The sequence below is a fragment of the Gorillibacterium timonense genome, assembly GCF_001457415.1.
GTDB lineage: Bacteria > Bacillota > Bacilli > Paenibacillales > NBRC-103111 > Gorillibacterium > Gorillibacterium timonense.
In genome coordinates this window covers 1,125,347-1,152,292 of record NZ_LN881724.1, presented here as the reverse complement: position 1 = coordinate 1,152,292, position 26,946 = coordinate 1,125,347, and the positions used below count along the sequence as shown (strand labels likewise).

The window sequence follows — 26,946 nt, the reverse complement described above, 5'->3', positions numbered from 1 at the left end:
GTATGCTGGTTCAAGACGATCATACTCGACTTGGAGGCTTGCTTATGACCCGATCCATTCGTACCAAATTGCTAACCGGTATTGCCCTCATTATGCTGATGTTCATCTTGGCCATTACAGGCAGCACTTATCTGCAGGTGAAATCATCCGCCCTGAACAAAGAGACGATGCTCAAGAAGGATGCGCTGACGAACATTGAAAAGCTCAACTACCTCGCCCGCTCAACCGATGCTCAAGCATCGCGCTACCTTCTCGATGCGGACAGCTCCGCCTTCACAGGCGCTCCCGCCGGAGAAGCGGCAGCCGGACAGCCTTCGGGGACCAGCACCGCGGATGATAAATCATCCGGAGCTTTAACCCCCTCTACCGCTGAAGGTGCCTCAGCCGGAAACTCTTCAGGCGCACCCAACGGCAACAATTCCACCGATAAAACGAACGGCGATGCTCCGCCCGCCGTCCCTCAAGGAGACGATGAAGGAGCGGCTGGGGAGCCGCAAGGAAACGATCCGGTCTCCCGCTATCAATTCGCCACCCAGCAGGTGGATGAGCAGGTCAAGACGATGCTTGCCGACAAGGACGATGAAGCGGCGACGCAGGCGCTCACGACCTTTCAAACCGGGTGGGCGGCTTACGTGAAGGCCAATGAATCCGCGTTTTCTCTTTATGAAGCAGGTGACAAGGACAAGGCAGCCGAATCCTTCGGCAGCAATCCTCTCGATGCCTCGCTGAACTCGCTCATCAACTACCGCATGAAGCTCTTGCAGGACGTCAGCGACAGTGAACAAACTTCTGCGATGTACGACGCTTGGGTGATGCGAATCAGCTTCGGCATCACAGCCGTCGCCATTCTGCTCGGCGCGATCACTGCGTTTGTGCTGGCTTCGCGGATCGCAAAGCCAGTCCAGCAGGTGACCGCACAGTTGAAGGACATTGCTGAAGGAGACGCCGACCTCACGAAGCGGCTGACCATTAACACGAATGATGAGATCGGCGATCTGTCCGTCCACTTCAACCGGATGCTGGGCAATCTGGCTGAAATGGTCAAGCACATCCGCGAATCCGCTTCTCTTGTCGCCGAGTCGGGTGAAGAGATGCTGACAACCTCCGAGAACAGCCGCAAAGCGACCGGACAGATCAGCGAGTCCTTGCGTCATTTTGCCGAGTCAGCTGAAGGTCAGGTCAAAGAGCTCCGAAACAACGAGCTGACCATTCAGGAGATGTCCATCGGCATCTCGCAAATCGCCGATCATGTACAGGAAGTGACGAATGCATCAATGGATTCCTCGGAGCTTGCGGAATCCGGCAATGTCGTCATCCATACGGCCATCCGGCAGATGGAAGCGATCGGCCATTCCATACATAACCTGTCCACTGTGTTGGATGGTCTTGCCGTCCGTTCTTCTCAGATCGAGCAATTCGTCGGAACCATCACCGAAATCGCCGCTCAAACCAATCTGCTCGCCTTGAATGCTTCGATCGAAGCGGCGCGGGCAGGCGAGCATGGGAAAGGCTTCACCGTCGTCGCTCAGGAAGTCAAGAAGCTCGCGCTGCAGTCGGGCGAATCGGCTAGCCATGTCATTCAAGTGGTACAAGGCATCCGCTCTGATACCGACAGCGCTCTGAAATCCATGAGGGCGAGCACCCTTGAGGTCCAGACCGGATCGGAGCAGTTAAGTCAAGCGGGCTCCGCGTTCCGCAAAATCAGCGAATCGATCAGCGGGGTATCCGGTCAGGTACAGGATGTATCGGCCGCCGTGGAACAGCTTGCCGCAAGCTCCGGGGAAATCGTTCATTCCATGACCCGTCTGGCAAAAACGTCTGTTGCTTCCGTCGCAGAGAACCATCAACTTCTTGAGATTTCTGCTGCTCAGCTTGCCGACATGGAGGAGATTGCCGCGAATTCGCAGGAGCTTGCCCAATTGTCGCATAACCTGCAGAGCGTGATATCGCGCTTTAAGGTCCAGGAGATTGGCCCAGCCGCCGAAGCCGATTCTACCACCGACGCTGCTCCCGCCGTGACATCCGCCGCCATGCAGCCAGCTCAGGCGATCGAATAAGCGAGATCGGTCTACCAATAGCGAACAGAAGAAGACGCCTCCAATCCCGCTAGGTGGGGATGGAGGCGTCTCCCTTTCCATTCGCTCCCGATTGCGCATGTCTCTGGCAATCGGTGGTTCTGAACACACAAGTCGCTTACTACTTGACGCGCGCGATTGTCATTCCATCATAGGCGGGCAGGAGCGTGCTCTCCAGACGGGGATCCGATGCCATCCTCTCGTTAAAGCGGCGGATGCCGATCGCGCCCGGCCCGTTGTTCTCTGGATTGTAGGCCTTGCCGTGATAGAACGCATTGTCTCCGACGATGATCGTTCCGGGCTTCGCCAACAGGAGCGCCCTCTCCAAATACTCTGGAGCGTGGACCTTGTCCGCATCGATGAAGAAGAAATCAAAGCGTTCACCCGCCTCCAAGAGCGAATCCAGGCTCTTCAAAGCGTCTCCTACGCGCACTTCCGCGCGATCTGCGAAGCCCGCCTGTTGCAGATTTTCCCGTGCAAGCCCCGCATAATCCTCTCTTAACTCAAGGGAGAGCAGCCTTCCCTCTCCCGTTAGTCCTCTCGCGAGACAAATGCCGCTATACCCGCCGAGCGCTCCGATTTCAAGTACGGAACGTGCTCCCGTCATTTGGACAAGAAGTGTGAGCAGCCGTCCGTACCCGGGAGATACCGAAATCTCCGGCATTCCACTCTCTCTTATCGAATTCAATACCCTCTGCAGCTGCTCGTCCGGCGGATAGAGAGATTCCGCATACCAGACGCCATTATCGCTATCCATGGTGAGTCGTCATCCTTTCCTTGCGCCGCCGAATTCGATTCCCGCATTCTGGAATCCCCATTTGTCATTCAGCGGCCATTTCCCTATACTTAATCTATTGTAGGGGTTTGCGCCCGGCGAAACAATCCGGACCGGACCTCTGCTTCACGAATGATATAGAAACGGAGTTGTACCATGGCTAGCATTCAATTGATCGCGACCTGCCCGATGGGGCTGGAAGCCATCGTTGCACGTGAAATCAAAGAACTCGGATACGAAGACATGCAGGTCGAGAACGGGCGGATTACTTTTAAAGGAGACGAGCTGGCGATCTGCCGGGCCAACCTGTGGCTGCGCACCGCCGATCGCGTGCTCGTCAAGATGGGCGAGTTCAAAGCCCGCACCTTCGATGAACTGTTTGAAGGCACGAAGGCTCTCCCTTGGCCGGATTGGATTCCCGAATCGGGAGAATTTCCGGTAGAGGGCCGTTCGCACAAATCCCAGCTATCCAGCGTCCCGGCCTGCCAAGGCATTGTCAAAAAGGCTATCGTGGAGAAAATGAAGCAGAGCTACAAGCGGGAATGGTTCCCGGAGAACGGCGCCCGTTATGTGATCGAAGTTGCTTTGATGAACGATATCGCTCTTCTCACCTTGGATACGACCGGAGCGAGCCTGCACAAACGGGGCTACCGTAAGCTGATCACAGAAGCGCCGCTCAAGGAGACGATGGCCGCCGCTCTCATTCTGCTTAGCCGTTGGCGTCCGGAGCGACCGCTATATGATCCCTTCTGCGGATCGGGCACCATTCCCGTCGAAGCGGCGATGATCGGCTGGAATATCGCTCCAGGACTCAGGCGGCATTTCTCAGCCGAGCATTGGCCGATCATTTCCGAGGATCTCTGGGAGCAGGCGCGGGAAGAAGCTTTCGATGCCGTGAAGGATGACTTCCCGCTGCAGATTGCCGGCTCCGATATCGATCCAAAAGCCATTGAGGTGGCTCAAGCGGCCGCTAAGAGCGCCGGTCTAGCCAGAGAATTGAAGTTTTCCGTTCTCCCTGTGGCGAAAGCCCGTCCCGAGGGTGATTCCGGCTGTCTGATCACCAATCCTCCGTATGGAGAACGCCTTGGAGATAAGGATGAAGCGACGGCTGCCCTGCGGGATCTCGGATCTGTTACGCTTCATCTAGACTCATGGTCGATCTTCGTCTTGACGCCCAGCAAGCAGATGGAGCACTATATCGGACGGCCAGCGAACAAGAAGCGTAAGCTGTACAACGGCCGTATCGAATGCGCCTACTATCAATTTTTCGGAAAAAGTCCGTTATACGGTCCGCGCGATTAATTCGATGAAACCCAAGAGCGTTTCTCTAGTAGAATAGAGTATCAAGAGTTGTTGGAGGAATCACGTAATGACTCTCATGCCCTATTCGCTCCGGTTGGGGCGAGAAAATTCAAACGAGTTCTACGGGGCGACTGCCCGCTTGGCTGAAGAGACCGCGAAGCATATTCGAGAACAGAACAGCCGGTTGCTCGCATTCTATACTAAAGAGAAAGCGGGCACAGAATCGGCGGAGGCTTCCGAATACCCGCAAGAGCTTTACGAGCTCTTGGCGCTGAGTGTCCTGTGGCGGGAATACGGTCGGGAAGCTCAGCGCATTCGCAGGTCCGTCAAGCTTGCTCGCAGAGGGCTATTCCGGCTGCTCCGTGCGGGTATACTGCCGCGGCGTCTTCTTGACCCTCTGTGTGCGCAGACAGCGGAATCGATGCTCCCTACTCCGAGCAAAGCCGCAGCCGCTAGCTCAACGTCCAAGCCGGGCAAGCTGAAAAAGCCCGATGCCCTGCCTCCTGTACCGACCCCGGTTAGCTGGAGGCGGTTTACGGAATGGCTGCGAGCCTCCGGCGAATATGACCAGGAAGCGGTGCATGCCGCTAGGTTCCTACAGAACGGGTTACAAGCCTTGGGGAAGGAGCAGATCCAAGCTTTCTCCGCAATGGAACATGCCTTCCGTGAGCTCGAGGAATTAGGCGATTGGTTCTCCGCAAGAAGCTTGGAGGCTCTCGGAGAATTTACCGAGGGCGTGGAAGCTTTTCGCACAAGGGAGCTTCACGCTTCCCAGCACCGAGAAGACCGCCTTCTGCGGACGAAGCCGCGATCCGTCTATCACCTGCAGATGACCGGAGCCGAGCTGCTAAGCAGGGCTTACCGGCCCGACTATAATGCTTCCGCCTGCAAGCTGACACTCGTTCCCCGCTGCTTGGCTCGCCGTGGAAACGACTGCCGCGCCAAGGCGGATGAGTACGGGTTTGTCTGCAGCGGATGCGATCCTCAATGCCCCATCAAGCAATTGACCGCGCTCGGCAAGAAGGAAGGCTTCCGCGTCCGCATCATGCCTCACCAATCCGACATCTTCAAACCGTCGGCGCTTGCCGATCTGAGAGCAGAGCGTACCGGCGTGATCGGGGTGGCCTGCGCGGCAACCTTGATCGACGGAGGCTTAAAGCTGAAGGCGGCCGGAATCCCTTCTCAATGCGTGCTGCTCGATTCCTGCGGCTGTCGCGAGCATTGGCATCCGAGCGGAATCCCAACGGATCTCAACCTGCACCGCTTTTGCGAAGTGCTGGCAACGAACCCGGACCCGTAATTCTATAACGGCCTGCAAGGCTTGCATCCTATTGAGACGATCTTCATTGGATCAATTGATTTCGAATATCATCATGACCCTATCCTCCCGAATCAGAAGGAGTTTGCAATGAAAACACTAGTACTCGCCGAGAAGCCGAGCGTGGCGAAGGAAATCGCCCGGGTGCTTGGCGCAACTCAGAAACAGAAGCACTCCTATGAAGGACCTCGCTATGTCGTGACCTGGGCGCTCGGCCATCTCGTTACCCTATCGGAACCGGAAGATTACGATACCAAATGGAAGACCTGGGAGCTGGATACTCTCCCTATTCTTCCTGATAGCTTAAAACTCAAAGTAATCCGCGAAACCGGTCATCAATTCCGGGCGATCCAGGAGCTCGGCAGGCGTTCGGATCTGTCGGACTTGGTCATCGCAACCGATGCTGGCCGCGAGGGTGAATTAGTCGCCCGCTGGATCATGGAGCTGATTCACTGGAAGAAGCCGTTCAAGCGGCTCTGGATCTCCTCCCAAACCGATCGCGCCATTCGGGACGGCTTTGCCGCCCTGAAGCCGGGACGGGATTACGACCGGTTATATCGATCCGCTGTCTGCCGGGCGGAGGCCGACTGGCTGATCGGGCTCAACATCACCCGCGCACTGACGACCAAGCATCAAGCTCAATTGGCGGCGGGACGGGTGCAAACCCCTACCCTCGGGCTGCTGGTTCGTCGCGAACAGGAGATCAAGAGCTTTCAGCCGAAGGAATATTGGACCGTTGCAGGCGATATCGGCACGTTCAAAGCCTATTGGCGGCATCCGGGAAGCGGCGACGGCCGCATCTATGAGCAAGCTTCAGCTGAGCGCATCGCCGCAGCCATCGGAGGAAAGCAGGCTCAGGTCGTAACCGTGGCGAAGCAGGAGAAGAGCGTTCCTCAGCCGCTTGCCTACGATTTGACCGAGCTTCAGCGGGATGCCAACAAACGGTACGGCTTTAGCGCCAAACAAACTTCCACCGTGCTGCAGCGCCTCTACGAGCAGCACAAGCTCGTCACTTATCCGCGTACAGATTCTCGCTATTTAACGCAGGATATGGTCCCAACCTTAAAGGGGCGGCTGGAACGAGTAGCAGTCGGCCCTTATGCTCCTCTCGCTCGCCCACTGCTCATGAAGCCGCTGCCGATTACGAAGCGCATTGTGGACGATAGCAAGGTCAGCGATCATCATGCCATCATTCCGACCGACGAATATGTCAATCTCGGAGCCTTATCCGCAGAGGAACGCAAGCTCTACGACCTCATCGTTCGACGTTTCCTATCGCTGTTCTATCCCCCCAGCCGCTTCGAAGAAACCACGCTCGTCTTGGAGGCAGGCGGTGAAAAGCTTCATGCCGTCGGGAGAATGATGAGGGAGTCCGGATGGAGAGCGGTTTATGAGAACACGGGAATAACGGAATCCGATGAAGACGAGCAGAGCGATGAGGAGGAAGCAGAGCGGAATGCCTTCTCTCGCAAACAGCCGCTGCCCGATGTGAAGAAAGGCGACAGACTTCCTGTGAAGCGCGGTGTTCTCGAGAAGGGATTCACCCAGCCCCCTGCCCGCTATACCGAAGCAGCTCTGCTCGGAGCCATGGAAAAGAACGGGCTCGGAACTCCGGCCACCCGTGCCGATCTTATTGAGAAGCTCGTCGGAACGGATACCATCGAGCGGCTTGGCCCACGACTGGTGCCGACAGGCAAAGGCCAGCAGCTGATGGAGCTCGCCGCTCCCGAGCTGAGAACGCCAGAGCTGACCGCCAAGTGGGAGAAGGAGCTGGAGGATATCGCCAAGGGCCGCGGCGATGCCTCGCGGTTCATGCGGCAAATCCGAGAGCAGACCGAGCGGATGGTCGCGGACGTGAAGCGCAGCAGCGCCGAGTACAAACCGCACAACCTGACGGCAAGCCGCTGCCCGGAATGCGGGGAACGCTTGCAGGAGATCAAGACGAAGCGCGGCAAAAGCCTCGTCTGCTCCAGCCGAGAATGCGGCTACCGGCGCTCAGCCGAACCGAATCTGTCGAACAAGCGCTGCCCGCAATGCGGCAAACGCATGGAGATTCGAACCGGCAAGGCCGGTAAGTTTGCTCAATGCCGCCCATGCAACTTGGTGGAGGTATTGGATGGCGAAAACGGCGGAGTCCGCAAGGGGGCCAGGGAAAACCGTGCTCTTCTAAACCAATATTCCGAGAAGCAGCCGGTAGGCAACTCTCTTGCAGAAGCCTTGAAGGCTGCGATGGAGAAAAAAGACTGATTCGCATAACCAAAGAGAAGGACCCGTTCGAAGCCTTCACCGGCTCGTCGGGTCCTTCTTTGTCTTGATCATCTGATCATTTACGTACTCGAGCTGGGGCTCCTTGCCCCGGATGCGGATAAGGCAACTGCCGGCTTTAATCGGTCGCCTTGCACATAGAACCAGGTTCCGCTTAAGGTCAAGACCGCCATGATCGAGAAGAGAATCGTCCCGTTCGCTTGCTCCAGCAAGATTCCTCCGAGCAGCGGGCCAAGGAATTGTCCGATGTTTTGCAGGGATTGTGCTCCGAAGTAGGTGCCTCTCATCCCTTCTGGAGCGATTCCGTCGATCAGCAGATTGCCTGCCGGGAAGCAGAGAATTTCGCCCAAGGTGAACACGACCATGGAAGCCATGAAAGCCACTTCATGATGCGAGAAGGCATACCCGAGATTCCCGAGCGCAAACATGACATTTCCCATGGCTATGGACGTAATCGGCGTCTTTTTGCTGCTTAACGAAGTGAGCGGAAGCTGGAAGAGGATAACCGTTATCGCGTTTAAGCTGATTAGCGTTCCGAACAGCCCGATGCCGTTTGTGAAGCTGTGGTCAAGATATTGCGATAGCGTGACATTCATCTGGGAGTAGCTGATCGAGCCGATCATGGCTCCCACCAGGAAATATCGGAACTTCACATCCCGTCGAATGACGCCGACGGCGCGCCGGAACGTCGCTTCCTTCTTCGTATCGCCCTCGATGCGGCGGATGCCGAAATGGGCCAGCAGGAACTGTAGAACGACTGCGTAGAGGAAATAGATAACCCCTGTGAGGATAAAAGCCAGTGAAGCGTTCCGCGTGCTGAAATAAGCTCCGGCGAGCGGGCCGACCGCTACCCCGACATTAATGGCAAAGTACCGCATGGAAAAGACCTTGAAGCGCTTCTCCTTTGGAGTTAGATCCGCCATGAGCGCTTGCGAGACAGGCTCGTAAAACGAACGGCAGAGACCGTTCAGCAGGTTCAGAAGAACGAAAGCGAGCGGCTCCCGGGCAAGTCCAAATCCGACGAATACGAGACTCCAGCAAAATAAAGCCGATAACATGACTGTCTTGCGCCCGATTCGATCGGAAATGGTTCCCCCGATAAACCCGCCTACCGTTCCGGCTAGTGAAGAGGCTCCTATGATCAGGCTGTTCGCTACTATCCCTGCATCGCTGTAACGGGCCAAATAAATGGCCAGAAAGGGTATGCTCATGCTGGAGGCCGCCCGCGCCAGCACGGTTCCCAAGACAAGCGTATGGACAACCGGATGAAAATCGCGGAGATACGCTTGAGCCCGGGCAGGACTTGAACGCAAACTGGAGGTGATCGATTTCACATTCACAAAAAAAGCTCCTTCACGGCGAATCGCTTTTCGATACGAAAGCCTGTCGTTTATAAATTAATCTGTCGGATAAACTCATTGCTGCGCTTGCGAAAGCGAAAGGCGGCTCCTCCAGCAGCTAATAGGAGTAATAGCTGGGTGGCCAGCCATTCCCAAGTCGTCGGAAACAACCATCCGCCGAGTGGAGTCGCATCCATCAGCCCTTCCCTTTGGAGGAAGATGACGCCTTCCCCCATCAGTCGGATGCCGAGAAACAAAGTGAGAGCAGGCATCAGACAGGACAAGCGCCTGAACGGTCGCCGTCCGGGTAGCCGCGGAAAGATCCGCGCCGAAACGGCGACAAGCGCCGCTCCGCTGATCAAGCCGATCTCGAGATGAATAGGTTTACTGTACAAGAGAAGGGCCGGAATGTACAGCACAGATTCAAGCCCATCGCGTAGAACGATGCCGGCAGCTAGGAATGGGATCAACGACTGGCGGTTCATCCTTTCAGCGGAGCGTTCCGCTGAATTCGCCGCAGCGAAGCTCACCCTTTGGCGCCAGGCGGCCGTGGAATCGCTGCTGTGCAGCTTCATTCCAAACGACAGCATCAAGCTAGCCGAGACGATGGGAAGCCATCCGGTCCCCCATGCATCGCGAAGCGGCTGTATCCAGTATGCTAGAAGCCCCGCGACAATCACGATTCCAGCGATTCCGAAACCGGCTCCCCGCCGAGCCTGACTTACACTCTCCGGACGTCCGGATGCTGCTTCAGACCGGATAAGCGCAAGAAGGGTTAGGCATGCGGCGAAGCTTCCCCGGAAGAGGAGCAGGGCCAAATCCATTCCCGACAAGCCGGGAGGAAGAACGACCGCGCCAAGCACGATCGCAAAACTCCAGATCGGATATTCGAGCTTGCTCATGCTCCGCCTCCCGATTGACAGGTTTATCCGATAAAGACCCTACCTTGTATCGAAGCGAGTCCGCAGGTTATCTCTGTTCACAGAGAAGAGCGCCCGTGAGGCGCCCTTCGATTTACTTTAGAAATGGTTTTGCCTTCTCCAGCAGTTCCTCCTGAGTCGGGGCGGTCACATAGCGCCCGTTCACGCAGAGAAGTGCCGATCGTTTGCAGGGCTCGCAATAAGACATGCATCCGATCTTGACCTTGGCATCCGGGTCCAGCTCCTTCAACTCTGAAGCTAGCTTTTTGTGCTTGATGCTCTTGCATTTGGGACAGATGTGGAACTGGTTCTTCTTCCCCATTAATGATCTCCGTGATTGCCTTTACTCGGGTTGGTCACCACGAAGCCTTCTTGCGGAAAATAGAGATAATCGACTTTGACACCGTCCAGAAGCGGTTCGCGTCGATCCAAGATCAGAGTGATGCCTTTATCGGTTTCGACGACATCATCATGCTCGCCGGGCTTGTCCAAATCCATGGCGTAGTGGGCATGGTCGCCATGCTTGTGAGTGACCATGATCCGGAGCTTCAATTCCTTGTTTTCTTCCTTGTCGAGCTCTTGTTGAATGATTTTGGCCGCATTGCGGGTAATTTTCGCGTTCATCGCGTTCTCTCCTTGCTGCTGCAATTTGTTTCTATTGTAAAAGAAAGCTTAGTTCGAAGCAACCGATTCCGTCTCTGCTCATTCAAAGCGAAAGCCTTGCTGCTCCAAATACGCTTGAGATGTGTTCGAGCCGGGACCGGGATCTTCGCCGCCATCGCTTCCGACCAAGATCCGTTCATCCGGCCGCCTGAGCGTGCGCTCATGTACTCCCGGTAGATCCGATCATATTCGGCAATGCCCTCTTCTTGTCCCGATTCCTCGTAGCGCTCCTGGTGAAGGACGGTTGAGAGCGGCAGGCGCGGTCTTGGCAGCGGGTCTTGAGCGGGATAACCCACGCACATCCCAAAGACGGGATAGACCAGCTCCGGGAGACTGAGCATTCCGCTAACCTCTTCAATGTGGTTGCGAATCCCGCCGATGTACACCACGCCAAGTCCCATGGATTCCGCCGCGATGGCCGCGTTCTGAGCTGCCAGCGCGGTATCGACCGTCGCGATGAGGAACTGCTCCGTGTTGCGCGCAGCGCGCACCGCTTCTCCTCCGCTCATCTGACCGGCTATCTCCAGCCGGTGCATGTCCGCACACCACACGAGAAAGAGTGGACATTCCTCCACATACGCTTGATTGCCGCTTAGCTCGGCAAGCTTGTGTTTTCTCTCTTTATTCTTCACTACAATGACGCTGAATGCTTGTACCCCGCTGGAAGTCGAAGCCATCTGGGCGGCTCGAACGATGGTCTCCAGTTCCTCTTCTCCAATCGGGTCCGCCTTGAACTGGCGAATGGAGCGGTGGCCCATCAGCACTCGGAGCGTCTCTTGATCAGCTGCTGTCATCCGATTTCCTCCTTGTTTGTATGAACACGGCCAAGCCGCATTAACAGATAGTTCCGGGCAAATGAAGCGGGTCCGGTATCTCTATTATAGCTCAGTACGCTGTCAGTCCAAATCGGATGGATATGAACCAGCTACTCCGTGACACAACTCTTCTCCATGCGGTACAATATCGATAGATTCTCTTCGAAATCCATCATTCATGCCACTATTAACCCAAGAGGTGATCTTTCGCTCCATGATGTCCTTTTACCGAAAATATTACAAGACGGTTTTCGATATCGCTCTGATCGCGCTCACCGTTTATCTGTTCATGCTCTTGTTCAGTTTTCTTTACAAAATTGCTACGCCGATCTTCCTCTCTCTCGTCATCTTCGCGATCATCGAGCCCTTGGCAAAACGGCTCCATAAGCTTGGCATGAAGAAGTCGCTCGCCTCTGCGATCTCCACGCTGCTCTTCGTCCTCATCCTGTTGGGTATTCTATTTGGGCTTGGAGCCGTGATCACCTTGCAATTCCACAACATCTCCACCAAGGTGACCCTCTACGCCAGTCAAGTTCAGTCGCTTGTCGAGGGACAATCCAGCACATGGCAGCATCAGCTGGAGGACATCGTCCCCCCCGATGTGCTCGCCAAGATTCAGGAATACAGCGGAACTGCTCTCGCCCGACTCTCGGACTGGACCACTTCCTTTTTCACGGTATTGATCGCTTGGCTGACCTCCTTCTCGTCCTTTATGGTCAATTTTGTCGTCGCCATCATTCTGGCTTACTTCCTCAGCATCGAGATCGATGTTTGGAAGAGGCTTGCAGGCGAGAAGACACCGAAAACCTTCAAAACGGCCTTCACATTCTTACGGGTGAATGTCCTCGCCGGGATTGCCGGTTATCTGAAAGCCCAGCTCAAGCTGATTACGGTCACGTTTGTCGTCATCTTCATCGCCCTTCTGCTGCTAAGGGTTGATAACGCCTTGTCCATCTCCTTGCTCGCTGCCGTTTTCGATCTGCTGCCACTGCTTGGCGTCTCCACGGTGTTCATTCCCTGGATCGTCTATTTGTTCTTGGTAGGCCAAACCTCATTAGCCATCTGGCTGACCGTTCTGCTCGCTGTCGTTCTTCTTGTCCGACAAATTCTCGAGCCGAAGATTACCGGCGATACCCTCGGTGTATCGGCGTTCACCATGCTGGCGTTCATGATCGTCTCCCTGTCGCTGTTCGGAGTGGCCGGCCTCATTCTCTCTCCGGTTCTCATCATCACGTTGAAGGCTTTGTACGAGCAGGGCTACCTGCAGCGATGGATTCGATTGCCCGAGGACGAATACGAATCTCCTCCTTGGACCCGCTAACCTAGCATAGACCTTCTACTCCCCGGCAGGCTCCACATCGGGTGCTGCGGCAAGAGCTTCCAGCAGGATGCCAGTCACTTCCCTCTTGATCGCGGGAAACTGGTCCGTCGGAAGCGGATTCGTTCCTTTGCCCGATTCGATTGTAAAGCCGGGAAGCCGATATTCCTGAATGAACCAATCTTTGTAGCCCGCATCGCTCTCGATGTTCGCTACGGGCGTATATCCGCTCACGCGGGCGAAATTCGCTGCAATCTCTGCGGAAACGGGCGGTTCCAATCCTCGATAGGTATAGTAGATTTCTTGTCCCTGCGTATGCAGTGCCAACACCAGGCGGAAATCGTTGTTTCGGGTAAAATCCGCGACTGCAATGGCTTCCGGTTCTGTGAGCGGAGCAGTTCCCGTCCAGTCTCGCGGGCCGGGACCGGCAACCGCACGCCGGTTTCGCTCGATCTCCCACCCCGCTGGGAACTGGTCATTCAGATCGACACCGCGAATATTCGCCTTCCAGCCGGAAAAGTCATACGACCCGCCGTTCCATTCCAGGAGCTGGCGGTAATACGGATGGCCGGCGGACAACCCCTCCTGAACCAGCTCGACCCCATCGGGATTCAACATCGGCGCAATCCATAAGGTAACCTTCGAAAGCAAGGCTCTCACATCTCGCCCTTGCAGCGGAACGCCGTTTCGGTAAGCTTCGCTCAAGTCCTCTGCAATCTTCATGACCACGGCTGCCGTTATCCACTCATTGGCATGGATAGCGGCATTTACATGGACTTGAACCGGCCCGTCTCCAACCTTGAAGGCGGGAATCGGCTTGCCGAGGACGCTCTCCCCGATGTCGATGTACTCTAGGAAAGGGTATCGGATTTGAAGCAGTTGCAAATCCTCCAGAAGCTCCGGGTATCCATACGGGAAAGCCGGACCGACGATGGACATGCCCCGGCTTGGCGGAAGAATCAGCCGGGTTCCGATCGCCATTCGAGCCGGGTCAACCCCTGGGTTAGCACGCAGAAGATCATCGAGTGCGATATTAAACCTTCTTGCTATCTCATAGAAGGTATCGCCCCGCTGCACGACATAATGTCTTGGAATGGGGTCCGGAACGGTCAAAACCTGCCCCGGGTACAGAATCGATCCCTGGATTTGCGGGTTTGCCCCGGCCAGTTCGCCGACAGTGATGCCGGTCCGCCGCGCAATCCGAAACAGCGTATCTCCTTTTACGACCGTATATTCGTATGCCATCCGAAACGCCTCCTCCACACCGCCGTTGATGAGCGGCTTTTCCCGCTGCTACTATATGCTCTTCACCCTTCGTTCAGTCCGCCCGAACGCCAAACACCCGTCCAGCTCAGTGGCCTGACGGGTGTTTGGCTACGGTCAGCAGGTCGTCTGCACTTGCCAGACTATCGAGCTCGCCTCCACCTGCTTTTCCAGCCAGGCCGAAGTGATTCTTCGGAATAAGACGGGGTCCCCGCTGCAAAAGAAGCGGTGAAGAGGCGATTCCGATTTCGGTTTGGCAAGCTTCCCATTGTAGGAAAGGATCGTCCCAATTTCCCGGACGGTTTCTTCCGCCGAGCTGATCAGTTCGACCTTGTGACCTACTGTCTCCGCAATGGACGCGGTCAGGAAGGGATAATGGGTGCAGCCCATAATCAAGCTGTCCAGCTCTCTGCCCACTAAGGGGGCAAGGGATCTGCGGACCGTTTCCCAAGCGTGCGGAGAGTCAAAATCGCCCGCTTCGACTAAGGGAACGAGATCCGGACACGCCAGGCTAACGATCTCCAATTGAGAGGAAATCTCTCGAAGCGCTTCGTCATAGGCTCCGCTTCGAATCGTCCCTTCTGTTCCGATGACCCCAATTCGGCCGCTTCTGCTCGCTTTGACTGCGGCACGCGCTCCTGGCTTGATGACTCCGACTACCGGAATATCAACCCGGGAACGAATATCGTCAAGAGCCACCGCCGTCGCCGTGTTGCAGGCGAGCACGATCATTTTCGGCTGGTAGCGGCTCAGGTACTCTGCGATCTCACGGGTAAACCGTACGACCTCTTCCGGATCGCGCGGACCGTAGGGGGCTCTTGCGGTATCCCCGAAATAAAGGACTTGCTCCTGGGGAAGCTGCTTCAGCACCTCTTTGACAACCGTCAATCCTCCGACACCTGAATCCATAACGGCAATGGCTTGATTCACTTAGGCTTTCGCTTCCTTTATTCCCGGATGATAAAGCTCACAATTTCAAGATATGTCGGCACTGCCGGAAACGTACAATAGCAAAAGCCCGTCTATTCATCCTTCTGAGACTCATTCCTTCGTTGAAAGAAAGTCCGTCAAAAGAGCAAACTCATACCCTTCCGCTTTAATTCCCTTAATAATGCGGTCCAGTGCGTTGATGTTATCCTCAGAGCCTTGATGCATCAAGATGATATTCCCGTCGTGAAGCCCGTTCATCACATCCCGATAGGCATCGTCCGCGCCATTTTTCCTCGGCTCCCAATCCCGCATGGCCGTTGACCAAAAAACCGAGGTATACCCCATATCGGTCAGCTCTTCCAGCAGATGCATGCTGTATTTTCCGTAGGGGAAGCGGAAAATTTTCGTGATCGGTTCTCCTGTTGTCTCCTGAAACAGCTTTTCGTAATCCCGAACCTCTTTCTCCACTTCAGCGTCGGTCTGCTTCGTCATATCCGTATGGGTCATGGTGTGATTCGCCACGAGATGGCCGTCGGCCACGAGCTTCTTCACAAAGTCCCCGTATTTCTTCACATTATAGCCAGCCAGAAAGAAATTCGCCTTGACCTCATTATCCTTCAATGCTGCGAGCAGCTTCTCGGTATCTCCCATGGGACCGCCAGTATCAAAGGTAAGATAAACCTTATGCCCTGTTCCTACGTACACGGCTTTTCGTGTCGGCCCATATTGCTCCACTTCCTTGGGGAAGCCCGGGACCTTGCCCTGTCCTTTCTTCATGTAATACCAGGAAAGAACCGCTCGATCACCAGTTAGGGCTGGTTTGGTGGTTGAAGCAGGTGAAGCGGTTTGAGGGGTTGTGGCGGCAGGCTTAGGCGATCCAGCTTCCCCTGTCGTTTCGCTGGTCGGAGTCGATGTGGGCTTTTGCGTTGGATCAGCTTTCGTCTCGGATGGACTCGGCACAGGCGTGCGTACGATCGTCGACGTAGGCTTCGGTTTGGCAGTCGGAGCAGGAGAAGCAGGGGAATCCGGAGAAGGCGACGGGCTCTTCGACGGAGACACAGTGGAAGCTGACGATTCCGAAGGCGAAGGTTCGGCGTCCCATGCCGTACGAACCGAGCACCCCGCTAATAGACTGATCAGTGCCGCTGCTGCAATAAGGCGCTTTCCGAATCGATTCATCTTGCTCCCCCTTTAAGAGCCAACCGATGGTCTTATCTGATTGGCCATTATGTTCTCTTTTTCGACATCAACTACTTCGACATCGCACTCTCCATTCCCTGTTTCTAAGCGAATGATAGATTTTTGGCAGCGAGAGAGTTACAATTTGATCGAGTCTTACGCCTTGCGCATTTCTTGACAACAAGTGAAAAGGAGTTCCTCTCCATGGATTTGCTAAAAGCAGGAATCGTTGGATGCGGTGCGATCTTTCCGATGCATGCCGTTTCCATCGCTCAATCAGGCGCTGCGAAGCTTGTCGCCGTCTGCGATACGAAGCCAGAACGGGCGATTCAAGCTTCGAAAGATTACGGATGTTCGTGGCATACCGATCTCGAAGGGATGCTGGAACGGGAAAAGTTGGATGTGCTGCACATCTGTACCCCTCATTACCTTCATCCTCCGCAAACCCTTCTCGCGGCAAACCGAAACGTGCATGTGCTGACCGAAAAGCCGATGAGTATCACTTCCGCTGACGGCCGCTCAATGATCGAGGCTTGTGAAAGGAATGGCACCAAGCTCGGCGTTATCTTTCAGAACCGCTACAACCCGGGAGCTCTGCTGATTCGCGAAGCGCTCGATGACGGCAGCTTGGGAGATGTTTTGGGGGCAAGAGCTTCCGTCCTGTGGACCCGTTCCGACGAATACTACGCTTCGAGCGATTGGCGCGGCACGTGGGCGAAGGAAGGCGGCGGCGTGCTCATCAACCAGTCGATCCACACCCTCGATCTGCTTCGCTGGTATATGGATTCGACGGTTACCCAGGTCGAGGCAAAGCTCTCGAATCGAACGCATACCGGAATCGAGGTGGAGGATACCGCAGAAGGAGCCTTGACCTTCCAGAATGGCAAAAGAGCCTTGTTTTATGTCACCACCTCGTACAGCTATGACGCGCCCGTGGAGGTTGAGCTTCACTGCGAGCGAGGAATTGCCAAGCTGACGGCGGACCAAGCAGTCATCACCTATCGAGATGGCACGACCATCAGCCGCGACCGGCAGCCGCAGGAAGCCGTGAGTTATGGCGGAGGCGTCAAAACGTATTGGGGCGTCAGCCATTCGAAGCAAATCCGCGATTATTATCGCTCCTTGCTCCGCGGCGAAGCTCCCGCAATCGACGGCCGGGAGGCGCTCAAGACGCAGACCATGATCGAAGCCATCTATCAATCGGGCCGAACCGGACTGCCCGTTATCCTATAAACCGCCCTCTTCCCCTGCAAGAAGAAAGCCTCTCCCTCCCGCTTGTTCGTTGCGGGAGGGAGAGGCTTTCTTGCAAGGGTTAAATGCTGTCCCCATCTTGCACAAATTCTCCCTCTTCATCGGGAAGGGACGAAACCGCGGCCAGTTCTTCCGAAACGGCCTCTTCTTTTTTGCACGGCTTCAGGCTGCGCAGTTCATCCACAATGAAGCTGCCGGCATCCTTAACCTTCCCAGCCCATTCCGTCGTGTGCTCGCTCACCGTCTTGGCGATTTCCTGCGATTTTTCACCGACCGCCTTCGCTTGATTCGCAATATCGCTCCGCAGCTCTTTTCCCGGCTTCGGGGCAAACAACAGTGCGCTGAACGCTCCGAGTGTTCCCCCTACAACGGCTCCGACCAGAAAATCCTTGCCTCTCGTTTTGGCCATTCTTCCCATTCCCCTTCCCGTTATAGACGAATGCCTATTGGATACTACAGTATAGCGAGCCACATAGGATTTGACACAACTTTTTTCGAGTTTTTATCTCCGAAACGACGCAAGCAATGCGAATCGCCTCTCGGAGCGCCGTTTGTACTTGGGCAAGGAACGGTAAACCTCCACGGTCTCCCGATACGCTTCCTTTGCTTCTACCTGCTTGCCCATGCGGGCATAGATTTGACCCAGCCGATAGTATGCTTCGCAGGATGAGCTGTTCAGCTCACGAAATTTCTGCAGATAATGAACCGCGTTCTCCGGTTCTTTCTCGGCGAATGCTTCTCCGAGCCTCAGGTACGGGTCCCCGTAAGCGACCCGGGGATTCATCTCAAGCCCGCGCTCGATCCATTCTTTTCCGTCCGGCAGGTCCCCCTGCTTCAAGCGGCAGAGACCGAGCTCGTACAGAACTTCGGCCGAATCCTCCATGATCGGTTGAACCTGGCGCAGGTATTGCTCCGCTTCTCGGAATTTCTTCTTCGCGATGAGTAGACGCGCGGTTTCGAGTTTGGCGGCCGTATCGTGAACATGCGTGCGCAGATGGTTGCGCAGCTCCCGCAAGCGGCTGTTCCGCTTCAGCGGAGCCGTCATGCTGGGCAAGATTCCGATGAACCGACGATCAAGAATATAATAAAGGATGATGAGTACGAGTAATGCCATCAGCGGGCTGCCGGTCAGCCAGGTGATGATGCCGAAAAGAAAAAATTTGCTCACGGGACTCCTCCACCACATTTTTCCTTCCAGTATAACACAAAACTGCGCAAAAAACGGGATTCTTCGGTTGAAGAATCCCAATAGCACAGATACCCGCGTTATGCGATGTTCCCCAATAGATAAACACAGCTTAGAGCTTTTCATTGGGAAACAGGAACTTGATTTGAGGATACACAGCTTATTAATAATACGAATTTTCAGAGGGTTCCAGGGAATCCTCATTCAACATCTCCAGGTAGTTCTTCGCTCTCTGTGAATGGAATAGCCCCTCGTTTCCCGGTTCCGTAGCCAAGGCTTGATGCCACTCCGCCATCTCTTGTAGATACTGTGCCCGGTCATGCCGAAACAGAGGCATTTGCCGTCTTTGTTCGTCCATATCCGCACCCCTTCCCTAGGTCCATGGTTTCATCTTATTCAGATTTCCCTACCGTTAGAAGAAACATGCGGCCCCTGCGTATATTCGGCATGAATGAAGGAAATACTGAAAAAGATGAATTCGCTTATCTTGCCCCATAAAGGAGGAATTGATCCATGCTGCCCTACCATTACACGAATTTGAAAGATCATGCCGAATGGCTTGAGGAATTGAACCGACTCGAATCCCGCATGACTGACTCGCTCGGAGAGGAAGTTCGCCTGGTCGCGTATTCACCGAGCGCGGAACGCCCTTCTGCGGAAGCCGCTTACCGTGTTGGTTTGGATGGGTGATTTTCCCTTGATCTGCCGCTGGACGTTCTGCTATAATAAGTGCAAATTCAAAGGCAATGTTACCGATAAGGTACAACCTCGCAGAGCATGCAGAGGGGGTACCTTTTTTGCATGCTCTCATCCATCACAAACCGACAAGAGGAGAGGATTTTATGCTGCTTGAAGCCGTGTTTCACCGGCCGAAAATGAATTGGGCATATGCGACGGACACCCATGCGGTTCATATCCGCATTCAAACGAAAAAGGGAGATATGAACCAGGTCAGCCTTCTTCACGGAGACAAGTACATCTGGGAGAAAAGCAGCAAGGTTGAGCCTATGGAATGCTTGGTGTCCGATGCTTTGTTCGACTATTGGGAAGCCTCGGTGAAGCTTCCCCTTCGCCGCATGCGCTATGGGTTCAAGCTGGAGTCCGAGGGAAAGACGATGTGGTTCACCGAAAAGGGCTTTTTCGAGGAAATGCCAGCGGATTCCTGGGGCCTCTTTGAATACCCGTTTCTCCACGCCGGTGAAATCTTCTCCGCACCGTCCTGGGTGAAGGATGCCGTGTTCTATCAGATCTTCCCCGAGCGGTTCGCAAACGGCAACGTGTTGAACGATCCTACCGAAGTCGAAGAATGGGGCGGTAAGCCGGGTCGTTCGAACTTTTTCGGCGGAGACCTTCAGGGCGTCATGGATCACCTGGATCACCTGCAGGAGCTTGGCGTTACGGCGGTCTACTTCACACCCATCTTCGAGGCAACGACCAATCACAAATATGACACCACCGATTACTTGAAGATCGATCCGCATTTTGGCAATAACGAGCTGATGAAAGAGCTGGTCAAGGCCTTCCACGAGCGGGGCATCAAGGTCGTACTGGACGCCGTCTTCAATCATTGCGGAAACAGCTTTAAGCCGTTCGTGGATGTTCTCGAGAAGGGTAAAGATTCCGCTTATGCCGACTGGTTCCATGTTCGGGAATGGCCGCTATCGGTCAAGGAAGGCGTTCCTACCTACGACACGTTTGCCTTCGAGCCAATTATGCCGAAGATGAACACGGAGAATCCGGAGGTCAAGCAATATTTGCTTGAGGTCGCCCGTTATTGGGTGGAAGACATCGGAACCGACGGCTGGCGCCTGGATGTTGCGGACGAAGTCGATCATGCATTCTGGCGCGAATTCCGCACCACCGTCAAGAAAGCAAACCCGGAAGCCTATATCCTTGGGGAAATCTGGCACGATTCCCTGCCGTGGCTGCAGGGAGATCAATTCGATTCGGCCATGAACTATCCGTTCACCGATGCAGTGATCAACTTTATCGCCAAAGGAAAGCTTGACGCGGCGGGCTATTCCGCCGAAATCGGCCACCAGATCGCTTCTCATACCAAATCGGTGACAGACGCCGCCTTCAATGTGCTGGACAGCCATGATACCGCCCGGTTATTGTTCCGCTGCGGCGAAAACAAGGACATGATGAAGGCGGCTGTTGTGCTCCAATTCACGTATCCCGGTGTTCCCTGCGTCTACTACGGAGACGAAATTGGGCTCACCGGTGGAGATGACCCGGGCTGCCGTCCTTGTATGGAATGGGACAAAACCAAACAGGATCTCACCCTATTTCGGTTCTATCAGGACATCATTCGCTTCCGCAAGGAACAACCCGCCCTCCGCACCGGTAAGCTGCGCTTTCTTCTGAATGAGGCGGGGAGCCAAATCATCGCTTTCGAGCGCGAGCTGGACGGCGACCGAATCGCAATCGCCGTGAATGCGTCCGAAGAAGCTGTAACGGTCCAACTGCCGCTCGCCCAAGGAGAGTGGGTGGATTGGCAATCCGCCGACAAGATCGCGCATGTCTCCGCCAAGGGAAATGCGAAAGCCACCCTAGAACTGCCCGCCTACGGGTTCGCCATTCTGGCGCGCAAGAAAGAAATGGTATAAGCTAGGACTGTTTTTCCTGACGAACCGTCTTACAAACGAACCTTGCTTAGCAAAAAGCCTTCTTTCCTGAGCGCAGTAAATAGCCTTCTATCCCACGTCTTGCGGGGGGTAGAAGGCTTTCTTCGTTGAATTTTCTAAAGTCGACAGCTCCTATTTGAGAACTAACGTGGTATAAGGAGGAATCGTGACGGTCTTCGCCTCCAGCTTAGCCGCATCCGAGGTGGAATACTCAATTGCCGCGGGCATTGGATTGAGCCCATCGAGAGAAACCGTCTGCTCTTTTCCGGATAGGTTGTGAAGCACCAGTACACTTATCTCCGGTGTCGTTCGCAGATAGCCGGACACCGCCTTCACGTCGGTATCGAACTTGGCGATCCCCCCGTTCTTCAAAGCCGGCTCCTCCATTCTCCACTTGAGGAGAGTTTTATACCGGTTCAGAATGGAATTTGGATCGGTAAGCTGCTCCTCCACGGATACGGGGTCATCGGCATTGTCCCGTATGGGCTCCCAAGCGGTTTGCCCATTTCCAGGCTTTCCTCCCGCGTTCCAGAGCATCGGTTCGCGAATCTGCTCGTCGGGCTTCGCCCCCTTCATGCCGATTTCCTCACCGTAATAGATGAAGGGGTTTCCCGGCATGGTGAGCAGCATCCCCGCCGCCATCTTGGCACGATCGACATTCATCCCCACCTCATTCATGACTCGGTTCTGGTCATGGTTGGTCAAGAACGGGGCATCGATGAATGTACCTTCCGAGGTTTTATCAAAAAAAGTGTAGATCGTGTCCAGCTTGCCAGCGATATCGGAGGCGGTTCCCGATCGGGCAGACCCGAGCAGAATCTTGGCCAAATCGAAATTCAAGGTCCCATTCAGCGCATGGTTCAACAGCGGACCGGACGCTGCAGCGGAATCCCATACTTCGCCGACCAAATAAGCGTCTGGATTCACTTCGTCGATCCCCTTGCGGAAGACTTGCCACCACTCGGCGTTCTTGGCGAAGATCTCTGCCTTTCCTTTCTGGCTCGTAAAGTCCTCGTAAATGTGCTTCGCTGCATCCAGGCGGAAGCCGTCCACGCCTTGCTTCAGCCAGAATTGGCCGGCTTTGATCAATTCGGTACGGACCTCCGGGTTATCCAGGTTCAGATCGGGCATCCCTTCCCAGAAAATGCCGAGATAGTGGGAACCATTGATCTCGAACCACGGATTGCCGGAGCTGGCCGAGCTCGTTCCTGCTGGCTGGACACCTTCATCCTCCGCCCAATGATACCAATTGCGGTAGTTGCTCGTCTTTCCCTTAGCTGCATCGACGAACCAAGGACTCTCGATGCTTGTGTGGTTGGCAATGAAATCCATGATGACCTTGATGCCGCGCTTATGCGCTTCTTCGGTCAACCGCTTCAAGTCATCAATCGTACCGTAATCTGGATTGACTGCGTAATAATCGGACGTATCGTAACCGTGATAGCTCGGCGATTTCATGATCGGCATCAGCCAGATGCCGCCGATTCCCAAGTCCTTGAGGTAATCCAGCTTCTCCGTCACCCCGTTCAAATCACCGATTCCGTCCCCGTTGCTGTCATAGAACGAGCGGACGAATATTTGGTAATAAGGAGTAGAAGGCTGCTGATGGGTCGCGGCAGCCGATGGAGCCGAGTTTGCGGAAGGCGCCTTGGTAGCTGCCGGAGCAGAAGCGACCGCGGTGGCGGACGGCTCGAGGCTGACTGCTGGATCTGCGTTATCTTCGCTCTTGGTGCAGCCCGACAGGAGTCCTGTTCCGACAATCAGCAGAACGAGCGCAATGGCCGAAATTTTCCTTCGCCATTTGAAAGAGGGAACCGAAGATCGGTTCCCGTCCTGATGATTGAAATTAGCTTGGCTCATCCTTTGTTTGCTCCCGACGTCAGACCTTGTACCAGGAACTTCTGCAGGAAGAAGAACAGCAGGGTGATCGGAATGGCAATCAACACCGCACCGGCCGCAAACAGCGTGAAGTTACTGTCTTGATACCGGCTGACCAAATCCCACATCCCTACGGCAACCGTCCACTTTTCCTTCGTGCGAAGAACCAGTCTCGCAAAGATGAAATCCATCCACGGTCCAACGAAACTCGTCAATGCGACATAAGTCAGCATAGGTCGGGACAAAGGCAGAATGATTCGGGTGAAGACCTTCATGTGACTCGCCCCGTCGATTCGAGCGGCTTCATCCAAACTGCGCGGAATGGTGTCAAAGAACCCTTTGACGATGAACCCTCCAAGCACCGCTCCACACGAATAGACAAGAACGATTGCCGTATGAGTGTCCAGCAGGTTTAGCTGCATCAGGATGATATAGATCGCGGTGAGACTCATAAAGCTCGGAAACATGCCCAACACCAGCATTAACGTCAATGCCGTCTGCCGACCCTTGAAGCGGAATCGAGACAGCGAGTACATGCCAAGCGTCTCCAGAAAGGTCGATAGGATCATCGTTAACGTAGCGATTTTCAAGGTGTTCAGGTACCAGGTGCCATACATAAAGGACTTACTGGTGAACAGCTCCTTGTAGTGTATCAGTGTAGCGTTTTTTGGGAAAAAATGCTGACTGTATAAAGCCGTACCCGGACGCAGAGAGGACAAGACAATCCACAGCACGGGATAGATCGCGACAACGGCAATCACAATTAGAATCAGATAGCTGATCGTTAGCCAAAGAACATTTTGTTTTATCCTCATTGGATCATATCCTCCTCTTTAAACGACCGCGAACGCCGGAAATTCCAAATGGAGAACGAAGCGATAATAAGGAAGATAATAATTCCGATTGCTGCAGCCATATTGAATTTGCTGTTGTCCAGCGTCAGTTTGTACAGCCAGGTAACAAGCAAGTCCGTGGCTCCCGCGTATTGATAGTCGCCCTTCATCGGATTCCCGTTGGTCAATAGGAAGATGACGTTGAAGTTGTTGATATTGCCCGCGAACTGCATGATGAGCACCGGCACCGTCGTGAACAGGATGAACGGCAGCGTAATGATCCGGAATTTCTGGAAGGGAGTAGCACCGTCCACTTCAGCCGCCTCATACAGATCCTTCGGAATTGAAGTCAGCACACCGAGAATCAACACCATGCTGACCGGAATTCCGACCCACATGTTGACGATGATGACCGTCACTTTTGCCCAGAAAGGATCGGTCAGCCAAGGCAGGCCATCGAGTCCGAAAGCTTTGAAATATTGATTAATGGGCCCGAATTGACCATTAAAAAGGTTTCTCATAATCAGCAAGGAGATAACTTGAGGAATAGCGTACGGGAGAATCAAGATCGTGCGCCAAAGCTTCTTGAACCGGATACCCTTTTGTTCGATGAGAAGGGCGACCAGCATGCCGCCGAAATAAGTGGTAATCGTCGCTGTAATGGCCCAAACGATCGTCCACGTAAGAACACCATAAAAGGTGCGACTCCATGATTTCAATTGAACCAGATCGGTAAATGTGCGAAAGCCGACCCAATCGACCAGCTTAGCCGGCGGAATATGGTCAGGCGCCGAGTAGTTGGTGAAGGCCAAGAGGATTGTAAACAAGATCGGCATGATCGTGAAAAACAGAACACCCAATGCCGGCAAGGAAAGCATTAAATGGGGAAAGTAATTGTCCTTCAAGTTGCTGACCGACTTGGAAAAGCTGGACGATCGCTTGCCCTCATCCCGAAGTTTTCCCGTTTGATACGCATCGTGGATATTCAGAGCGTAAATAAGCGCAAATATGACAAACACAAGCAAGACAATCATGCCATCGAGCAGCAGAAAGATGGAGTGATCGCCTTTTTGCAGAACGACTGAATTTTTGACCTTTACGAATTTTTGAGTCTTCTCGCCTAACGTTACAAGGCCCCACATCGCGTGGCTGAACCTAGGAATCAAATAGACGAGACCCAACGCCTCGATTGCAGCGAGCAAGATCCCTTTTAATCGCTGCCCGTTATAGAATTGGCCTAACCCTTGCACCAATACAGACAATATCGCAGCCGTTTTACGGTGCTGTTTCATGGCGTATGGCTCCTCTCCACTGTAAGTCTGAATCACCCGCCGACTGCTGCGACGGGTGATTCACTGAATCGGCTGTTTTTATTTGGAGGACTTGATGGAATCCTTGATCTGTTGGACAGCTGTATCCAAGGAGGTCTTTATATCCTTTCCTCCATCCCAGATGTCGCTGATCGCGGAGGTGATAGGTCCCCAAATACTATTCATTTCAGGGAGAGAAGGCATCGGAATCGAATTATCGAATTGCTTCAGGAAGGCTTGGTTGGTCGGATCCCCGGTCACCTTCGGATCGCTCGCCACTTCTTTGTTGGCCGGCAAAGTGCCGTTCATTTCGAAGTTCTTCATTTGCGAATCCTTGTTAGAAAGGAATTCAGCCAACAATTTGGAAGCGTTCGGGTATTTCGTAAAGGCGTTGACGTAGTAGCCTTTTACCCCGGAGAAAGATTTCATCGGCTTGCCGTTAAAGGATGGCAGTGGAGCTACGCCGAAATCGACGCCCGCTTCCTTGAATTCGCTGATTCTCCACGGGCCGTTAATATCCAAAGCCAGTGTGCCGTCTGCGAACAGACCGTTCTTGATATCGCCGCTGACATCACCGGTTTTGACCGGCAGGACCGTATCCTTAAGGGATTTCATGAACTTGACGCCTTCAACGGCTCCCTCATTGTTCAGCCCGATGTCCTCTTTATTGGTGTTGTCGTCGCCAAAGATATAACCGCCGGTCGTGGCCATGAAGCCGAAGTCGTAATAGAACTGCTGCAGTTCCCACATGAGCGTATATTTGTTGTTCTTGGGATCGTTGTAGGTTTTTGCAAAATTGACGATTTCTTCAAAGGTTGTAGGAGGCGTCGGGAACAGCTTTTTGTTGTAGAACAGCGCATAGGTTTCAATGCTGTATGGATAGCCGTACAAGACATCCTCGAATGTGACAGCCTTGACGGCATTCTCGGAATTCGCAGCCGTTACTTCGTCGGCGAAGACGTCGTTGGGCAGGATCAGACCTGCTTGAACAGCACCGCCAACCTTATCATGGGGAAATACGACAACATCTGCGCCAAGTCCCGCGGGACCATCCGTCGTCAGCTTCGTGACCTGATCCGTAGGAGGCAATTCCTCGAACGTTACCGTCACACCGTATTTTTCCTGGAAGTCCTTGATGCGTGCTTCAACGAAAGTTTGTTGAGGCTTATCTTCCCAAATTTTCAACGTTGCGCCTGGTTCAGGCTCAAGCGCCGCCGTTTGCTCTGTCGGAGCTTCGGAAGCAGAAGGCGCCGTAGAAGAGGAAGGCACTTGGGATGCCTCCGGTGAAGCGCTTTCTCCGGAGTCGCTCTTACCGCCGCATGCCGACAAGCTTGCGACAAGCGATGCTGCCAAAAGAATTGTTGCTGCTTTTTTCATTGCCATTTTCGATAGACCCACCTTTCTTGTTATAAAAAGTCGACTTGCCGGTGAACCTCATGCCTTTTTTGCGAAAACGTTTGTGCAAACAACTGCGCAACCGCTGGCTTTATCATGCTTTCCTTTATGTATCGCCATTATTTGCGCAACTGTAAGCGCTTAATGCTGTGCAAATGAATCATACACCAAAGCGCATTTGCATAAAACTGAAGTGTTAAGCCGAAATCGCTGGAAAACCCGATGTATCCTTCCGAATTCGCCGTTTTTCTCTCTCAATCTTATTATTTCGTTTTTTCGTAATCCCGCGATTTTCCCGGCCAG

General features: G+C 54.1%; 24 protein-coding genes. 8 read left to right on the top strand and 16 right to left on the bottom strand.

What is annotated here, in order from left to right; genetic code table 11:
• Positions 1–44: 44 nt before the first annotated feature.
• Positions 45–2,057 (top strand): methyl-accepting chemotaxis protein, encoded by a 2,013-nt coding sequence (locus BN2684_RS17860; protein WP_058303481.1) that lies wholly within the window; start codon positions 45–47, stop codon positions 2,055–2,057.
• Positions 2,058–2,196: 139 nt separating this feature from the next.
• Here BN2684_RS17860 and BN2684_RS17855 read toward each other — a convergent pair whose 3' ends face one another.
• The gene (locus BN2684_RS17855; RefSeq protein ID WP_058303480.1) at positions 2,197–2,832 is read right to left on the bottom strand and encodes an O-methyltransferase; all 636 of its coding nucleotides are present in this window, start codon (positions 2,830–2,832) and stop codon (positions 2,197–2,199) included.
• Between the two features lie 174 nt (positions 2,833–3,006).
• On the opposite strand from BN2684_RS17855, the gene BN2684_RS17850 reads away from it, so the two are divergent.
• The 3 genes from BN2684_RS17850 (at position 3,007) to BN2684_RS17840 (ending at position 7,717) form a co-directional block, all read left to right on the top strand.
• On the top strand, positions 3,007–4,152 hold the full coding sequence (locus tag BN2684_RS17850) for a THUMP domain-containing class I SAM-dependent RNA methyltransferase (protein WP_058303479.1): 1,146 nt from the start codon (positions 3,007–3,009) through the stop codon (positions 4,150–4,152).
• 67 nt (positions 4,153–4,219) lie between these two features.
• A complete protein-coding gene (locus tag BN2684_RS17845) occupies positions 4,220–5,452 on the top strand; it encodes a DUF116 domain-containing protein (protein WP_058303478.1) in 1,233 nt (410 codons plus the stop codon).
• Between the two features lie 108 nt (positions 5,453–5,560).
• A complete protein-coding gene (locus BN2684_RS17840) occupies positions 5,561–7,717 on the top strand; it encodes a DNA topoisomerase III (protein ID WP_058303477.1) in 2,157 nt (718 codons plus the stop codon).
• An 80-nt stretch (positions 7,718–7,797) separates the two neighbouring features.
• Here BN2684_RS17840 and BN2684_RS17835 read toward each other — a convergent pair whose 3' ends face one another.
• The 5 genes from BN2684_RS17835 to nfsA form a co-directional block, all read right to left on the bottom strand.
• Complete coding sequence (locus BN2684_RS17835) at positions 7,798–9,069, bottom strand: MDR family MFS transporter (RefSeq protein WP_392389034.1); 1,272 nt, start codon at positions 9,067–9,069, stop codon at positions 7,798–7,800.
• A gap of 56 nt (positions 9,070–9,125) precedes the next feature.
• On the bottom strand, positions 9,126–9,977 hold the full coding sequence (locus tag BN2684_RS17830; RefSeq protein WP_058303476.1) for an FTR1 family protein: 852 nt from the start codon (positions 9,975–9,977) through the stop codon (positions 9,126–9,128).
• A 112-nt stretch (positions 9,978–10,089) separates the two neighbouring features.
• Positions 10,090–10,317 carry a DUF1450 domain-containing protein gene (locus BN2684_RS17825; protein ID WP_058303475.1) on the bottom strand — a complete coding sequence of 76 codons (228 nt, stop codon included), beginning with the start codon at positions 10,315–10,317 and terminating at the stop codon, positions 10,090–10,092.
• Entirely contained in the window at positions 10,317–10,619 is a 303-nt protein-coding gene (locus BN2684_RS17820) for a HesB/IscA family protein (protein ID WP_058303474.1), read from the bottom strand. The genes BN2684_RS17825 and BN2684_RS17820 overlap by 1 nt, the downstream gene beginning before the upstream one ends.
• On the bottom strand, positions 10,616–11,452 hold the full coding sequence (nfsA, locus tag BN2684_RS17815) for an oxygen-insensitive NADPH nitroreductase (RefSeq protein WP_082652054.1): 837 nt from the start codon (positions 11,450–11,452) through the stop codon (positions 10,616–10,618). Before nfsA ends, BN2684_RS17820 begins: the two co-directional genes overlap by 4 nt.
• Positions 11,453–11,687: 235 nt before the next feature.
• Between nfsA and ytvI the strand changes: the two genes are divergently transcribed.
• On the top strand, positions 11,688–12,794 hold the full coding sequence (ytvI, locus tag BN2684_RS17810) for a sporulation integral membrane protein YtvI (RefSeq protein ID WP_058303473.1): 1,107 nt from the start codon (positions 11,688–11,690) through the stop codon (positions 12,792–12,794).
• A gap of 15 nt (positions 12,795–12,809) precedes the next feature.
• Here the strand turns inward: ytvI and BN2684_RS17805 are convergent, their stop codons facing one another.
• The 3 genes from BN2684_RS17805 to BN2684_RS17795 form a co-directional block, all read right to left on the bottom strand.
• On the bottom strand, positions 12,810–14,036 hold the full coding sequence (locus BN2684_RS17805; RefSeq protein ID WP_058303472.1) for a M14 family metallopeptidase: 1,227 nt from the start codon (positions 14,034–14,036) through the stop codon (positions 12,810–12,812).
• Between the two features lie 135 nt (positions 14,037–14,171).
• Positions 14,172–14,984, bottom strand: coding sequence for a glutamate racemase (gene racE, locus BN2684_RS17800; protein WP_058303471.1), 813 nt, complete (start codon positions 14,982–14,984; stop codon positions 14,172–14,174).
• Between the two features lie 111 nt (positions 14,985–15,095).
• The gene (locus BN2684_RS17795) at positions 15,096–16,163 is read right to left on the bottom strand and encodes a polysaccharide deacetylase family protein (protein WP_058303470.1); all 1,068 of its coding nucleotides are present in this window, start codon (positions 16,161–16,163) and stop codon (positions 15,096–15,098) included.
• Between the two features lie 204 nt (positions 16,164–16,367).
• Between BN2684_RS17795 and BN2684_RS17790 the strand changes: the two genes are divergently transcribed.
• Entirely contained in the window at positions 16,368–17,396 is a 1,029-nt protein-coding gene (locus BN2684_RS17790) for a Gfo/Idh/MocA family protein (RefSeq protein ID WP_058303469.1), read from the top strand.
• A 79-nt stretch (positions 17,397–17,475) separates the two neighbouring features.
• Here the strand turns inward: BN2684_RS17790 and BN2684_RS17785 are convergent, their stop codons facing one another.
• The 3 genes from BN2684_RS17785 to BN2684_RS17775 form a co-directional block, all read right to left on the bottom strand.
• Entirely contained in the window at positions 17,476–17,823 is a 348-nt protein-coding gene (locus tag BN2684_RS17785) for a YtxH domain-containing protein (protein WP_058303468.1), read from the bottom strand.
• Between the two features lie 93 nt (positions 17,824–17,916).
• Positions 17,917–18,582, bottom strand: coding sequence for a tetratricopeptide repeat protein (locus BN2684_RS17780; protein WP_082652053.1), 666 nt, complete (start codon positions 18,580–18,582; stop codon positions 17,917–17,919).
• A gap of 181 nt (positions 18,583–18,763) precedes the next feature.
• Entirely contained in the window at positions 18,764–18,958 is a 195-nt protein-coding gene (locus BN2684_RS17775) for a hypothetical protein (protein WP_058303466.1), read from the bottom strand.
• Between the two features lie 155 nt (positions 18,959–19,113).
• Here BN2684_RS17775 and BN2684_RS24580 point away from each other — a divergent pair, with 155 nt between their 5' ends.
• Both BN2684_RS24580 and BN2684_RS17770 read left to right on the top strand, forming a co-directional pair.
• Positions 19,114–19,290 carry a hypothetical protein gene (locus BN2684_RS24580; RefSeq protein ID WP_159065812.1) on the top strand — a complete coding sequence of 59 codons (177 nt, stop codon included), beginning with the start codon at positions 19,114–19,116 and terminating at the stop codon, positions 19,288–19,290.
• A 152-nt stretch (positions 19,291–19,442) separates the two neighbouring features.
• On the top strand, positions 19,443–21,209 hold the full coding sequence (locus BN2684_RS17770; RefSeq protein ID WP_058303465.1) for an alpha-glycosidase: 1,767 nt from the start codon (positions 19,443–19,445) through the stop codon (positions 21,207–21,209).
• 150 nt (positions 21,210–21,359) lie between these two features.
• Here BN2684_RS17770 and BN2684_RS17765 read toward each other — a convergent pair whose 3' ends face one another.
• The 4 genes from BN2684_RS17765 to BN2684_RS17750 form a co-directional block, all read right to left on the bottom strand.
• Complete coding sequence (locus tag BN2684_RS17765; RefSeq protein WP_082652052.1) at positions 21,360–23,087, bottom strand: alpha-amylase family glycosyl hydrolase; 1,728 nt, start codon at positions 23,085–23,087, stop codon at positions 21,360–21,362.
• Positions 23,084–23,920: a sugar ABC transporter permease gene (locus BN2684_RS17760; protein ID WP_058303464.1), complete on the bottom strand. Its 837-nt coding sequence runs from the start codon at positions 23,918–23,920 to the stop codon at positions 23,084–23,086. The genes BN2684_RS17765 and BN2684_RS17760 overlap by 4 nt, the downstream gene beginning before the upstream one ends.
• Positions 23,917–25,230 (bottom strand): carbohydrate ABC transporter permease, encoded by a 1,314-nt coding sequence (locus BN2684_RS17755; RefSeq protein WP_058303463.1) that lies wholly within the window; start codon positions 25,228–25,230, stop codon positions 23,917–23,919. Before BN2684_RS17755 ends, BN2684_RS17760 begins: the two co-directional genes overlap by 4 nt.
• 78 nt (positions 25,231–25,308) lie before the next feature.
• Positions 25,309–26,631: a sugar ABC transporter substrate-binding protein gene (locus tag BN2684_RS17750; RefSeq protein WP_316245524.1), complete on the bottom strand. Its 1,323-nt coding sequence runs from the start codon at positions 26,629–26,631 to the stop codon at positions 25,309–25,311.
• Positions 26,632–26,946: the final 315 nt, after the last annotated feature.

Coding starts and splice junctions, on each gene's coding strand:
- BN2684_RS17860 (WP_058303481.1), top strand. CDS start 45: ATGACCCGATCCATTCGTACCAAATTGCTAACCGGTATTGCCCTCATT.
- BN2684_RS17855 (WP_058303480.1), bottom strand. CDS start 2,832: ATGGATAGCGATAATGGCGTCTGGTATGCGGAATCTCTCTATCCGCCG.
- BN2684_RS17850 (WP_058303479.1), top strand. CDS start 3,007: ATGGCTAGCATTCAATTGATCGCGACCTGCCCGATGGGGCTGGAAGCC.
- BN2684_RS17845 (WP_058303478.1), top strand. CDS start 4,220: ATGACTCTCATGCCCTATTCGCTCCGGTTGGGGCGAGAAAATTCAAAC.
- BN2684_RS17840 (WP_058303477.1), top strand. CDS start 5,561: ATGAAAACACTAGTACTCGCCGAGAAGCCGAGCGTGGCGAAGGAAATC.
- BN2684_RS17830 (WP_058303476.1), bottom strand. CDS start 9,977: ATGAGCAAGCTCGAATATCCGATCTGGAGTTTTGCGATCGTGCTTGGC.
- BN2684_RS17825 (WP_058303475.1), bottom strand. CDS start 10,317: ATGGGGAAGAAGAACCAGTTCCACATCTGTCCCAAATGCAAGAGCATC.
- BN2684_RS17820 (WP_058303474.1), bottom strand. CDS start 10,619: ATGAACGCGAAAATTACCCGCAATGCGGCCAAAATCATTCAACAAGAG.
- nfsA (WP_082652054.1), bottom strand. CDS start 11,452: ATGACAGCAGCTGATCAAGAGACGCTCCGAGTGCTGATGGGCCACCGC.
- ytvI (WP_058303473.1), top strand. CDS start 11,688: ATGATGTCCTTTTACCGAAAATATTACAAGACGGTTTTCGATATCGCT.
- BN2684_RS17805 (WP_058303472.1), bottom strand. CDS start 14,036: ATGGCATACGAATATACGGTCGTAAAAGGAGATACGCTGTTTCGGATT.
- BN2684_RS17795 (WP_058303470.1), bottom strand. CDS start 16,163: ATGAATCGATTCGGAAAGCGCCTTATTGCAGCAGCGGCACTGATCAGT.
- BN2684_RS17790 (WP_058303469.1), top strand. CDS start 16,368: ATGGATTTGCTAAAAGCAGGAATCGTTGGATGCGGTGCGATCTTTCCG.
- BN2684_RS17785 (WP_058303468.1), bottom strand. CDS start 17,823: ATGGCCAAAACGAGAGGCAAGGATTTTCTGGTCGGAGCCGTTGTAGGG.
- BN2684_RS17775 (WP_058303466.1), bottom strand. CDS start 18,958: ATGGACGAACAAAGACGGCAAATGCCTCTGTTTCGGCATGACCGGGCA.
- BN2684_RS24580 (WP_159065812.1), top strand. CDS start 19,114: ATGCTGCCCTACCATTACACGAATTTGAAAGATCATGCCGAATGGCTT.
- BN2684_RS17770 (WP_058303465.1), top strand. CDS start 19,443: ATGCTGCTTGAAGCCGTGTTTCACCGGCCGAAAATGAATTGGGCATAT.
- BN2684_RS17765 (WP_082652052.1), bottom strand. CDS start 23,087: ATGAGCCAAGCTAATTTCAATCATCAGGACGGGAACCGATCTTCGGTT.
- BN2684_RS17760 (WP_058303464.1), bottom strand. CDS start 23,920: ATGAGGATAAAACAAAATGTTCTTTGGCTAACGATCAGCTATCTGATT.
- BN2684_RS17755 (WP_058303463.1), bottom strand. CDS start 25,230: ATGAAACAGCACCGTAAAACGGCTGCGATATTGTCTGTATTGGTGCAA.
- BN2684_RS17750 (WP_316245524.1), bottom strand. CDS start 26,631: ATGGCAATGAAAAAAGCAGCAACAATTCTTTTGGCAGCATCGCTTGTC.